Genomic DNA, 12,573 nt, shown 5'->3' with positions numbered 1-12,573 from the left:
CCGGATGCTGCGCGGTAGTCTTTGCAGACTATCGCCGCGGGGGAAGCAGCCGGTCCATCCCATTAGCTGACTTAAGCCACACGCCCGCCTGCCCTGCCCGGATCGAGTTTTCCGTTTCGTAAGCTTTGGGCGATCGTCGTAACCATAGCTAAACCAAGCCTAGCAGCGATAGCTTTACCATTGACCTCTACCTAAGGTCGCGTACCGCGAGAAGGAGGTTTACGTGGGTTGGAAGCTCTTTGCATTCTTCGCTGTCTTGCTCGCGTGTTATGGTATCGCCGACGCAGGGACTTTCAGTTCTGTGCAGATTGTCGACCTCGCCATTGAGGTGCTGTCGGCGAGCGGTCTTGTGCTGATGGCGTTCAAAATTGACTTTCTTCCCGGGACATTTTGGCGGGGGGGCGCCGGCGCCTATTTTGCGTATTATGCTATTGGGTTTGCCGAGAAGGCTTTTATCACCCACGACGGGCCTGCGTCCGTCATCATCGAAAATGCGCTCACATACGCCGTATTTCATACCGCCGTCGGCTACGGGCTTTGGCTGAATGGTTCAGCGGAGCAGCACGCCGCCGCGCGGGAGATCACTGGCTGAGACTTATACCAGATGGTTAAGGCGCCAATGTACTTCCTCACTGCCTGTCTGATCGTAGTAGTCGTGAGTGCCGCGCTATCGTTTCGTCGATCCAGAACTCTATCACAGCCTCACTGGGCTACTGATGCCCAGCGGCGCGCAGCACAACGGCGGACGCTTATGCCGACAATCTGCGCAGGCTTTTGTCTGCTGGTGTTGCTCGGATTTCATCATTTTTTACACGAGCCAGAACTTAGTCCCACCGCGACGGCAGATCTGATGATGCTTGTTGCCTCTTTCTTCGGCGGTTCCTTTCTCGGCGTCATTGGCGGGATGGATTGAGGTGGCAGGGACTTCAACGCCGACAAGTTGTCATGCCTTGGCATAGTCCTGTTGATGTCCGGATCTGGCCCTTCGCTGCCCAGCGAAATGCTTGTTGGACCGTCGGCTATCGGCTGTGGAGCGGAAACTGATTGCAGCGGTCTGGATGGCCGATTTTGACCCATCTGCGGCGTTGTTCGCAGAAGCGATGATGGAGGTTGGCCGCGATCTGTGATCAAGTAGATAAATTGACCCAACCCTTTGACAGGAGGATTCCATGACGCGACGGGAGTTGATCGCATCTTTCGCAGTGGGGCCCTGGCACTTCCGGCTGTGGCACCTGCACAAGACGGCGCGCGAATACGAAAGCTGGGCATTCTCGTCAACTTAAATACTGACAGCGACGAAGGTCAGGCCCGGATCAGGGCATTCGCGCTGGCGTTACAAAAGCGCGGTTGGATTGAGGGAAGGAATTTACACACAGAAGTCCGCTGGGCCGGTGAGAGTGCAGAGCGTTATCACGAATACGCAAAGGAGTTAATCGCAGTTAGACCGGACGTACTCCTAGCAAGCCTCCGCCAGTCCGAGTGTAGCCGCTTTGCAGCGAGTTACTCGTGACGTTCCGATCATTTTTGCGAATGTTATCGATCCGGTCGGGGCTGGGTTTGTTGTCAGTCTCGCGCGGCCGGGCGGCAACACGACGGGGTTTACCGCCTTCGAGTGTAGCATTAGTGGCAAGTGGCTAGAGTTGCTGAAGGAATTTACGCCCAATTTGAAGCGGGTTGCGGTGATTCGAGATCCTTCGATGGCCGCCGGAATTGGTCAGTTCGCCGCTATCCAGACGGTAGCATCATCGTCGTCAGAGCTTGAATTGACGGCGATTGATCCGCGAGACCTGGCGGAGACAAGAACGGCATTGGCGGCCTTCGCGCGTGAGCGCAATGGTGGAGTAATCATCACGGCCAGTTCGCCAGCAACCATTCATCGCGACTTGTTAATGTCGTTGGCATTGCGATTTCGCTTACCAACCGTATCTCCTTTCCGATTGTTTGTCTCGAACGGTGGCCTCGTCTCTTACGGGCCCGCCGCAAACGATGGCTATGAGCGCGCTGCTACTTATGTCGATCGTGTATTGAACGGTGAGCAACCGGCGAACCTACCGGTTCAAGCGCCGACCAGATATGAGTTGTTGATTAACCTGCGAACGGCCAGGGCTATAGGTCTTGAAGTGCCCCAAGCCGTCCTCGCCCGCGCCGATGAAGTGATCGAATAACAACAAGTTTTGTTGCGGTGCATGAGTCCGTTTGTGGCCCGTGGCTGATCTCTCCATTCGGGCCCGTACAGTCCGCTTCCAAAGGTCGAGCGGAAAGACGTCGCGGAGTTACCGAGGGCAGCCTTTTGTCGGAAAGCGATCTTTCCGTCAATGCCGAAACCGACGACGTGGAAGACTTCCTTGCCGATGTCGATGCCGTGCGGACGTCAGCAAGAACTCTCTTGAAAGTCGGCCGAGCGGCTGCAGCGATACTTCCGGCGCATTTGTTGACGCTTGTAGTAAACTAGCGCGACAATCATGACGCAGCAGATCGTGTTAGCAATGAAGGTCGTCGCCATGACCGCGTCCCCTACGATCCACGCCGCATAGACAGCCGTGACGCCGTTCGACACTGCGAAAAGCAACCAGGTCGCTGACGAGACGGCGGCAGGGTCGTTTTGTCTAAGGAGGATCGAGATTTGCGGGATATAAGCCAGCAGTCGACAGACATTGGCAACGGCGAACGCGACAAAGATGATCATTTCCGGACTTTTCATGACCGAATTTCCTGGTGGGAGAGACGATGTCTGGTGAATGCGTTATTCGGTCGAGCGCAAGCCGAGCCGGGTGATCACTGCGGTCCAGCGGGCCGCTTCCCTGTCCCGCAACGCTTGCAGCTCCGCCGGATCGGTGCCGAGAATTTCGCTGCCGGCGCGATCGAGGCCGCCGCGCGCGCCGGGATCGTTTGCAACCGCAGTACGCACCGTTTCTGCTATTTTCTTGGCGCGCGCTTCGGGAAAGCTGGCCGGCGCAACCATCCCCGACCAACCGAAGAATGGTTCGAATGCGCCATTGAGTTGGTACAGCGTCGGCACATCGGGGAACATGTCGAGCCGCTTCGCGCCGGTCTGCGCCACCGCAACGAGCCTGCCGGCGGCGACGTGCTCCGATGCGGCGGTTGCCAGATTGAACATCAATTGGCAGCGGCCGGCGACCAGATCCAGCGTGGCCTGCGGAAATCCGCGATACGGCACGTGAACGATATTTAGCCCCAGTTGCGACTTCAATTCTTCCATCGCGAGATGGGTGACGGTGCCAGGTCCGATCGAGGCGTAGGACAGGTTGCCCGGATGCGCCCGCGCGTAGTCGACGACATCGGCAAACCTGCGTCCGGCGAAATTGCCGGGATGAACCGTCAGAATAAAGGACGAGCGATTTAGCAGGCTGATCGGCTGAAAGTCTTTGGCCGGATCGTAGGTCAACGCCGGATTCAAGGCCTTGGCGGTGGTCGTCGGACCGCCGAGGACGATGCCGATCGTATGATCGTCGGTGGCCCGGGCGACGGCCGCGGCGGCCGTGACGCCACCTCCACCCGGCATGTTCTCGACGATGAAGGGCTGACCGAACGCGGCGGCGAGGTGAGGCGCGAGGCCCCGCGCCATCGGATCGGAACCGGAACCCGCCGGCTGCCCGACAAGGATACGAACGGGCTGCGTCGGCCAGGCGGGCTGGGCCGCAGCGGATTTGATCAGCATCGGCATGGTGCACAGCGTTGCTATGGCCTGCCTACGCGAAACTGCCTTAAAGGCGACGGGTTCGGATGTTTTGTGGCGCATAGGATAACCTCGGTTTGTCTTCATGGTGTTCACCATCCCATGTGACGCACCGTCCGTCCTGACAAACCGCTGAAGATGTGCTGAAATTGCAGCCATGGCAGAAGCTTCACCGTCATCGCGCCGGGGGGACGACCCGCCTTCGCAGCAACCCGTCGGCTTCGACGGTTTCGTGCTCGAACCCAGAAAAGGCCGGTTGATCGGCCGCGACGGAGATGAAATACCGTTGCGCCCCAAAGCGCTCGAACTGCTGATCGCGCTGGCTTCATCCGAAGGACGCCCGCTCGACAAGGTCGAGCTGCTCGACCGGATCTGGGGCGACGTCCATGTCACCGAGGACAGCCTGTTTCAGGCTGTGAAGGATGCGCGCCGAGCCCTCGACGATCGGAACGGGCGCTTGCTGCGCTACATGCCGCGCCGCGGTTACATGCTCGATTGCGAATTGAGCAATGTGGCGCCGCAAGTTCCTGCGTCTGAACCGGCCCCGCGGGCTGACCGGGCATCGATAGCGGTGCTGCCGTTCCGGACGCTCGGCGAGCGCACGCCGGGTTACGTCGCGGCGGGCCTCGTCGAAGAAATTTCGATCGCACTTTCGCGGTTCCGCTGGTTGTTCGTACTCGCCCATGCGTCGGCTGCCGCGATCGCGGCCGGCGGTGAAATGGCGGACAGCCTGCTGACCGCACGAAAATTTGGCATCCGCTATGTGGTTGACGGTTCGCTCGAACAGACCGACGACGGCATCGTGGTCCGCTGCCGCCTGGTCGAGACCGCGACCGGACGGCAGGTCTGGCAGGAGCGCTTCACTAGCGAAGCCGCCGGCATCCTGCGTCTCTACGAAGTGATCACATCTTCCATCGCAGCGGCGATCGAGCCCCGCCTGCTGCGGGCGGAAGTCGAGCGCGTGCTGAGGCGGGGCACCGCGAATCTCGACGCGTTCGACTGCTATCTACGCGCGCTGCCAGGCTACTATTCACGGACGCCCCGCGGCAATGGCGAGGCGATCGGCCTGCTGCAAGCAGCGATCGAACGCGATCCGCATTTTGCGCTGGCGACCGCGTTGCTCGGGCGCTGCGTGGCGACCAGCGTCTGGCTCGGCACCGAGGCGGACTACGCGAAAGGCGCCGCCCTCGCGCTGACGCTGGCTCGTGCCGCGCTCAACATGGACCGCGCCGATCCGCAAGTTCTCGCGTTGAGCGGCCATTTGCTGGCCGTGGTCGGCGGCGAACATGCTGAAGGCGGCGCGTTGCTCGATCTCGCGTTGCAGATGAACCCCAACAGCGCCGAGTCGTGGCGGCTCGGCGGCTGGGTTTCGGCATGGAGTGGCGACACCGATCGCGCCCTGCAGCGACTCGCCGAGGCCGAGCGGCTCGACCCGCTGTCACCGCTGCAATCGGATGTCCATTCCGCGCGCAGCGTGGCGCTATTGGTGGGTCGCCGCTTCCAGGAAGCGGTAGACGCCGCGCGCCGTTCGATCGCGACGACGCCGGAGGCAACCGCCCCCCGCCGCTTCATGATCGCGGCACTCTGGCACGCGGGTGAGCACGAGGAGGCACGACGGGAGTGTGCGGCGCTAATGGAGCGGCAGACCAACTCTTCTCTGGCGCGTTCGCGAACGCTTCAATCACTTAGAAATCCATGGATGCTAGATCTTCTCATAGACGGATTACGCGGCAGCGGAATGCCGGAGTAGCTCCGTGAGCAGTTTCTTCAGAAAGATTGTCAAGTACGCTTATGGCCCGTAGTGGACCTTCACGCCGATGCCTGCCCAGGGCGGCTACTGACCCCAAGCGGTCATCAACGCTCTTGTGCTAAGGTCGTCTCACAAACCTTCGATCCGGCTTGGACCCTGCGGCTATGACAGACGATAAACCCCAAAGGGGAGTTCTCAAGATCAATTCACTTGGCGAACCGAAAGCGCCGCGTGAGCCCCCGCCGATCACACGAGTGCCGATGCGCTCGGGGGAGGAACTTGATCCCGTGGCTCGTCAAATATCATTGGATAGCCACCTCATGCAGAGACTTCGGCAGGTTATGGGGTGCGGAGACGAGGAGCGCGCGCGGGCGATGGTCGATGAAGTCCGGCTTATCGCCCAAACAATTGACCCGACCATCAGCTACGCCGAAGGTGCCCGCGTAACTGTCTGCTTGATGCAGATCGTTCACGATCAACACAAAGATGGATAGCGCACTTGCTGTCCGGTTATGGCCCTTAGCGTCGTTTCGCTGCCGTGCAATAATACGTCGGCTATTGGAGCACAGCGGACGTCTCAGGCTGTCCGGCCGGTAAATCTATGGGCCCACGGCCTAGTCAACAATGCCGACGCCTCATGGGCGGCTCCGGCTGAGAGCCATCCTTCGAAGCATAGGACAAAATGATACAGCGACCGCACTCGGAGTATTTCTGCAAATGGGCGACGAACTTTGGGAGAAACGCGGCATGGATAACGTAGTCGCGCAAATATCTCTGGGGCGGATCGGAGGCGAGACGGCGTCAAGGGCCTCGCCCAACACATAACGAGCTAGATTATTTCGGTAAACGGCGGGATGAGTGGCGCGGAGGGGCGAACGTGACCTCCAAACGAACGACTGTCACTGGTCATGCCAGTTGATCGAGAACCGACATCCCATGAAGGGTGTGTTCCGCCAGGGGGCGCGTCTCAAGCGGTCCGGGACCGCGGGCCCAGTTGTGTCCTGGCTGCAGGGCTCCGATACGTCACAAGGCACAAAAAAATGCCAGGGCTACAAAATGAAGCCCTGGCAGTTTGGGAGAACGCGGAAAGAATAGGTGACGCCGACAAGCAAAATGACGAGCGTTCCCTTCGCCGCAAGCGCAATCCCCGACTCTGGCCGTATCTGCCTCCCTAGTTGGCCGAAAAGACCTCGCGGGGCGTCGCATCGTCGTAGGTCTCTCGACCGGTCTCCTCCGTGCGGGCCTAGCTGGTGCGGACATTTATCGCATCCAAAAGACGATGGCAGCGGGAGTGATGGCCGAACTTCGGGCGGTCGTTTCGAAGCGGGTTGCCACGCGACGAAACTTCTTAAGCTTTAAGGAGGCAGCATTTCACGAGATGGCGCTGGGCGTGGAGATACTTGACGATCTGAGATTTGAGCGCCCCTGAAGAGTTGTAAGGGGTGACGGCGAGCGCGCCCGAAATGGGAATCCTTGGGCCCACCGCCAAGGGTTATTGATGCAAGTGCAATAAGTGCGGGAAGGCTGGCGCTCGCTTCGCCGCTAGACCGAATGGGCCTCTTCCATTGGCCGGAAGTGCCTCCTGAAGGCGTGCGACGAAGAGTGTGGATTGCATCGTTGCTAATCGACCCATTTGCGACGGTAGGTACGAAAGAGAAAACATGTCATCGCTCTTCGATTTGACCGGCAAGGTCGCCATTGTAACCGGATCATCCCGCGGTATTGGTCGGGCGATTGCGGTACGTTATGCCGAGCACGGCGCGCAAGTCGTAATATCGTCGCGAAAAGCCAGCCCATGCGAAGCGGTCGCCAATGAAATAAATCAGCGATACGGTTCCGGGCGGGCGATCGCCGTGCCCGCGAATATCTCGTCGAAGAATGACCTCGAGAACCTCGCGTCGATCACGCGGGCGACATTCGGCAAGATAGATATCCTTGTATGCAACGCCGCATCGAACCCGTACTACGGCCGGCAAAGCGACATCTCAGATGAGCAGTTCAGGAAAATTCTCGAGAACAATATCATTGCAAATCACTGGATGATCGCTGCGGTCGTTCCCGGGATGATCGAACGTAGGGATGGCGCGATTGTTATCATCTCGTCCGTTGGCGGACTTCGCGGCTCACCCGTAATCGGCGCCTACTGCATCTCAAAAGCTGCTGACATGCAACTGGCGCGTAACCTTGCCGTGGAGTACGGAAAGTACAATGTCCGCGTGAACACGATCGCACCAGGTCTCATAAGGACGGACTTTGCAAGGGCGCTCTGGGACGATCCTGAGACCCTGTCCCGAGCGACCGCGAATACCCCGCTCAGACGCATTGGTGATCCGGACGAGATCTCCGGGGTCGCCGTACTCGTCGCATCGAAGGCAGGCTCGTTCATGACGGGGCAGACAATAGTAGTGGACGGCGGTCAAACGATTTGAGATGAGCGTAAGCACGTCGGGAGCGAGCCGAACGCTATTGGTTCACTTGCTATACATGGCATGTGCGCGATAGATACAATCGAATGAGCAAGCTGGGCATTCGTTAGACCGCTCTGGCATGCTTCCGCTTCTCACCATCCGGTCGCGGGAACGACATCCACTTGGATGCAGTCACGCTTGAAAGGCTGACGGGATCTGATGCGACGACGGGCTTGATTCAATCCAATTTGCGAAACCGCGATGGTAGCCCTCGACCGGTAACCCGTTGCCCCTCTGCACGAGCTGCTACCTGACGTGCGAGCCAGACGCGACGGGTTGATTGTGTGCGCCAAATACCCTCCTTACGAAGCGGTAGTGTAACTTTAATAGCTTATTCCGTTGTCCAAGTCGCGCGGAATACGCGGCAGAGGCCAAGTGGCTCGTTCTTCTTGGATGGCGTCCTGACGGCGCCAAGTTACGACAACGCCGTAGTGGCGAGGGTTGATAGGTCCGTACGTTCTCATTCAGCTGATGAACGGCTTCGGCGCGGTGGAGTCCCGCCGAAATTGCCAAGCCAGTGCGATCGATTGGCTGAAGCCAGCAACATTAGGAAGAGCGCGCGACGGGCCTGGTATTTAGCGGCGGACCTGCTGCCTTCGGAGCCCTGCATGACGGCGTAGCCCTCGATCGTGCAGAGGTACCACCGGCACGTCCGGCCGCGCTTCGTCAGGCGAGTTTCAAAAAGGGGGAGTTGCTCCGGCATCGTGTCGCGTGTTTCTGCTTTAAAGCGATGATTCAGAATGGTGTTTCATTCCTCTGGACGGGGCGGGCCTCACGAATGTGGGTAGCCGTTCAGATCGACAAACGATGCATGATCGAGCATCGTTGCCCCCGCCCGGAACGCCAATCGCCGTCTCGATCCAGGCGAAGCAGCTGCGACAGTGTGTGTCAACACAAATGTGGATTGCAAAAAAAAGAGTCGATTCTGCCCACCAAAGTGAATGCGGGAGTTTTGTAGCGAAATGTTCGATTAGTCGCCAACCTCGCCATCGAGAATGTCTCCAAACATTTCCCAATGATCACCGGTCAGGCGCTGCATTTGAAACTGCTCGACCGGGAAGAAATCCGTGGGACTCGTGTTGATCTTAATCCCTGGCAAAAAAATATCGTTCTCGAGATTCTTCAGGTTTGCCGCTTGGCGCATTAGATTCTCTCGCGTTAGATCGTCGCCGCACTGCTGTATCGTATGCACGAGTGTCTGCACCACGCCGTAAGCGTACAGGGCCGAGCCATTTGTCTTATCTGCGTCGGGCAAATACTTGTCCATGAATTCTGTGAACCTCTTGATACCCGGGTCATTCTTCCATCGATGATCCGTCGCGTCCTTCGCGTAATTCGACGATAGAAGCCCTTGTGCGTTTTCGAGGCCCGCCGCTTTGATGGCGCTGAGCGAGGAGCTAATGTAGCTGATAATGTGCACGGGGTTCCAACCAAGCTCGGCGACCTTTTTAATGCTCTGCGCGCCGAATTTCGGTGTCGTCATGCTCACAAGTACGCCCACATTGGCGGCCTTCAGTTTGACGATGTGGGTGTCGATCGTTGGTTCAGTAATTTCGTAGCTGTTTTCTGCGACGATCAGCGAGGCATGGCTTCCGAGCCCGTCCTTCAATCCTTTCAGAAGATCTTTTCCGAAATCATCGTTCTGATACAGAACGCCAATTTTGACCCCGGGATGGTCTTTCAATAGATATTTGGCATAAGCCCGACCCTCGCTTTGGTAGTTCGGTTGCCATCCGATCGTCCAAGGAAAGTTCTTTGGATCGCCCCACTTCGTTGCGCCGGTTGCGATGAATATCTGTGGCACCTTTCTACTGTTCATATATTTATGAATAGCCGAATTTGACGATGTGCCGACCGAATTGAAAATCGCGAAGACCTCGTCGCTTTCCACCAACTTGCGCGCCTGTTCCACGGCCTTGGGAGGACTGAAGCTGTCATCATACGAAATGAAATTGATCCGGCGCCCGTTGATGCCACCCTGGTCGTTAATCATCTTGAAATACGCGGCGTGAACCTGTCCGATGATTCCATAGATCGATGCCGGACCGCTATAAGGAGAAATATTGCCTATCTTGATTTCGGTATCATTCGCGCCGGCATCGTATTTGCCCTGCGCGACAACCGTCTGCGATGTACATACGAGCGCCACAGCGGCAATAAATCTGAATGTGTGGAAGGATCTCATCGAATATTCTCCCAGTGCTTAGGAATGCACAGCAATCGGGTCTTCCAGGGGTCCGAACTCGGTAACGCCCTGCTGCAGAATGCGCCTTGACCAGCGGTTAAGGGCCAGCAGGAACTGTTTCGTCTCCGGAAGGAAAGGAAACAGGGGATAGATGTGAACCGAGTCATCGACGAGTTCGACGGTGACATCGACACCTTGCGCCTGCGCGCGTTGGTGTATCCTATAGGTGTCGTCGAAAAGGGCCTCGTTCGTGGCTGCGGTCAGAAACAACGGCGGCAGCAGACGAAAATCGCCGAACAGTGGCGAGACGAGAGGGTCGCGTGGCTCGTGACCTTGGAAGTAAGATGCCGCAAGGAATGTCAGGCTGTCTCGGTTTGCGGCCGGATCTTTGCCGTCCGTAAGCCGAAGGCTTTCACCACTTAACGTCATGTCGGCAAAGGGACAAACTGCCAGCATGCCTGCGGGGAGCGAGTCGCCGGCCGACCGGAGCGCCATCGCAAGGGCGATTGCAAGGCCGCCCCCCGACGATTCGCCGCTTAGGATGATGCGTTTCGGGGAAATACCTTCGCGGAGCAGGCCTCGATATGCATCGACCGCGTCGTCGAGGGCGGCCGGATAGGGATTCTCAGGCGCGAGCCGATAATCAACTGTAAAACATTCGCCATCGACAGCCTCTGCAATGCGCCCGGCATATTGCCGCGAACTTTCGGCCGAGCCGACAACATAACCTCCACCGTGGAAATGAAGGACGACGGGTCCCGATTTCGAACCGCGTGAGCTGACGCGGATCGTTCGCACGCCATTAAGTTCCTTTCCGGCGCTTTGGATATCTTTGCCCGGTGGAAAGTTCGTAGAAAGGAACCTTTCGTAGGCCTTCCTCAAGCCGTCGTAGCCTTGAGCGGCGTCCTCCGGCGTGAGTGCATTTTTCCAGAGATCGTAGGCCCGACAGCTTTCCGGACGGGAGAGACGGAACCCCTCCTTCACCGCCGACAGGCCAAACACCTCACCCGTCGGCTGATTGACCGCCTTCAGGACGTCGTATTTCCAGCCGAGCCCCCAGCTTGTCTCCGCTAGAGGATCGATACGCGACATGCCTTTCCAGCGGCCGTTTCGTACGCGGATGCGCTCGCGGTCGGACTCGTGCACCAGCTTGACCATCGCGCGTGCGCCGGCCTGAATCCGCGTGGTGCGCGGCCGACGGCGGGCCTCGTACTCAAGCAGGGCTTTCGGAACGTCGTTCGATCTGGACAGTACGGTGGCGATCGTCCAGGCGTCTTCCATTCCCTGGCATGCCCCCTGCGCCAGGTAAGGCACCATGGGATGCGCAGCGTCGCCGAGCAGCGTGATCCGCCCGTTTGTCCATCTTTCGATCGGGTCGCGGTAGTACATTCCTGTAATAAAGGCGGTATCGATCTGATCCAGAAGCTGCTTTAATCGTGGTTCAGCGGCGGAGAACGATCGCCTAAACTCCTCGATGTTGCCGCCCTCTTCCCACGATTCGCGCTGCACTTCCGTGTCCGGAACGGACGCTAGGACGCTGTATAGTTTCTGCGGCCGAACCCAGTACGATACGATCGTGCGGCCCGGACCGGTCCAATTGTGTCCGCGCTCCGGCAGATCGACGGATGAAAGGCGATCGCCCGGAATGAGTGCGCGCCACATCAGAATATTGGCGGCTTGGGCTGGCTTGTGCCCCCACAGTTTCTCGCGAACCAGCGAATGAATGCCATCTGCGCCAACAATGGCGTCGGCTTCTAGAACTTCGCCAGTAACGAGTTTGACCCATGCCAAATCCGCGGTCTGCCCGAGTTCCTCACAACGAGCTCCGAAGCGCAGCACCCCGGCCGGAAGCCCTTTAGCAAGCAGGTCGATCAAGTCAGCGCGGTGCAGGTTGTATAGCGGCGCACCGTAACGCAATGCAGCCTCTTCACCGAGCGGCGTTGCAAACAGCATTCGGCCAGTTTCGAAGTCGTTGGTATCCCAGGCCTGCGGAATGACGCCGACGGCGCGCATCTTGTCCTCAAGTCCCAGCTCGCGCATTACCAGTGTGCCGTTTGCTCCGATCTGAATCCCCGCCCCGATTTCGCGGAAATGCTGGGCCTGTTCGACGACGGCGACATCGATGCCCTTTCTCAAAAGCGCTAACGCTGAGGTCAAGCCGGCAATGCCGGCACCAACAACAATGACTTTCATCCGCTCCCCGCCGATTTTTGGATCCGCGCTATCGTTCAGCGTGGCATCGCCTTTAACGATCGAACCGCATAATCGTGGTGCGACGACCGTCCTTGATTCCGTATTTCGTTCCTGAAAGCCCAACATTAAGAGGGCAGTTTCGGCCAAACTGAAGGCCGTTGCGGCCAGGATCAGCTTGAAAGTTAAGGGTTTTGCCGTTGAACCACGCTCACTCAGGAGCTCTCAGTAGTAGGCCGCAGCTATGTCCCCCGACTATTAAGACTCTGACCGGCAGCAAAGA

At 58.4% G+C, this 12,573-nt stretch carries 7 protein-coding genes and 2 pseudogenes; 4 read left to right on the top strand and 5 right to left on the bottom strand.

Annotation, left to right across the window (positions count from 1 at the left end; genetic code table 11):
- The first annotated feature begins 223 nt into the window (after window positions 1-223).
- Window positions 224-592, top strand: coding sequence for a hypothetical protein (locus tag QRQ56_RS34495; protein WP_438745914.1), 369 nt, complete (start codon window positions 224-226; stop codon window positions 590-592).
- A gap of 886 nt (window positions 593-1,478) precedes the next feature.
- Window positions 1,479-2,165 (top strand): annotated as a pseudogene (locus QRQ56_RS34490) (ABC transporter substrate-binding protein); the annotation flags it as partial.
- Between the two features lie 206 nt (window positions 2,166-2,371).
- Here the strand turns inward: QRQ56_RS34490 and QRQ56_RS34485 are convergent.
- The gene (locus tag QRQ56_RS34485; RefSeq protein ID WP_438745913.1) at window positions 2,372-2,701 is read right to left on the bottom strand and encodes a hypothetical protein; all 330 of its coding nucleotides are present in this window, start codon (window positions 2,699-2,701) and stop codon (window positions 2,372-2,374) included.
- Between the two features lie 42 nt (window positions 2,702-2,743).
- Window positions 2,744-3,685, bottom strand: coding sequence for a Bug family tripartite tricarboxylate transporter substrate binding protein (locus tag QRQ56_RS34480; protein WP_438745911.1), 942 nt, complete (start codon window positions 3,683-3,685; stop codon window positions 2,744-2,746).
- A 169-nt stretch (window positions 3,686-3,854) separates the two neighbouring features.
- Here QRQ56_RS34480 and QRQ56_RS34475 point away from each other — a divergent pair, with 169 nt between their 5' ends.
- Window positions 3,855-5,447 (top strand): winged helix-turn-helix domain-containing protein, encoded by a 1,593-nt coding sequence (locus QRQ56_RS34475; RefSeq protein WP_438745910.1) that lies wholly within the window; start codon window positions 3,855-3,857, stop codon window positions 5,445-5,447.
- A 1,260-nt stretch (window positions 5,448-6,707) separates the two neighbouring features.
- On the opposite strand, the pseudogene QRQ56_RS34470 reads toward QRQ56_RS34475, so the two are convergent.
- A pseudogene (locus QRQ56_RS34470) lies at window positions 6,708-6,906 on the bottom strand (IS5/IS1182 family transposase); the annotation flags it as partial.
- Window positions 6,907-7,108: 202 nt separating this feature from the next.
- On the opposite strand from QRQ56_RS34470, the gene QRQ56_RS34465 reads away from it, so the two are divergent.
- Complete coding sequence (locus QRQ56_RS34465) at window positions 7,109-7,876, top strand: SDR family NAD(P)-dependent oxidoreductase (protein WP_438745908.1); 768 nt, start codon at window positions 7,109-7,111, stop codon at window positions 7,874-7,876.
- Between the two features lie 1,009 nt (window positions 7,877-8,885).
- Here the strand turns inward: QRQ56_RS34465 and QRQ56_RS34460 are convergent.
- Together QRQ56_RS34460 and QRQ56_RS34455 are read right to left on the bottom strand one after the other, a co-directional pair.
- The gene (locus tag QRQ56_RS34460) at window positions 8,886-10,100 is read right to left on the bottom strand and encodes an ABC transporter substrate-binding protein (protein ID WP_438745907.1); all 1,215 of its coding nucleotides are present in this window, start codon (window positions 10,098-10,100) and stop codon (window positions 8,886-8,888) included.
- A gap of 18 nt (window positions 10,101-10,118) precedes the next feature.
- Window positions 10,119-12,440 carry an FAD-dependent oxidoreductase gene (locus QRQ56_RS34455; RefSeq protein WP_438745905.1) on the bottom strand — a complete coding sequence of 774 codons (2,322 nt, stop codon included), beginning with the start codon at window positions 12,438-12,440 and terminating at the stop codon, window positions 10,119-10,121.
- Window positions 12,441-12,573 lie beyond the last annotated feature (133 nt).

Source organism: Bradyrhizobium sp. U531, assembly GCF_051710265.1.
In the GTDB taxonomy this organism is placed as follows: Bacteria; Pseudomonadota; Alphaproteobacteria; order Rhizobiales; family Xanthobacteraceae; genus Bradyrhizobium.
This window is presented reverse-complemented; position numbering and strand designations above follow the sequence as displayed.

Coding starts and splice junctions, on each gene's coding strand:
- QRQ56_RS34475 (WP_438745910.1), top strand. CDS start 3,855: ATGGCAGAAGCTTCACCGTCATCGCGCCGGGGGGACGACCCGCCTTCG.
- QRQ56_RS34485 (WP_438745913.1), bottom strand. CDS start 2,701: ATGAAAAGTCCGGAAATGATCATCTTTGTCGCGTTCGCCGTTGCCAAT.
- QRQ56_RS34480 (WP_438745911.1), bottom strand. CDS start 3,685: ATGCCGATGCTGATCAAATCCGCTGCGGCCCAGCCCGCCTGGCCGACG.
- QRQ56_RS34460 (WP_438745907.1), bottom strand. CDS start 10,100: ATGAGATCCTTCCACACATTCAGATTTATTGCCGCTGTGGCGCTCGTA.
- QRQ56_RS34465 (WP_438745908.1), top strand. CDS start 7,109: ATGTCATCGCTCTTCGATTTGACCGGCAAGGTCGCCATTGTAACCGGA.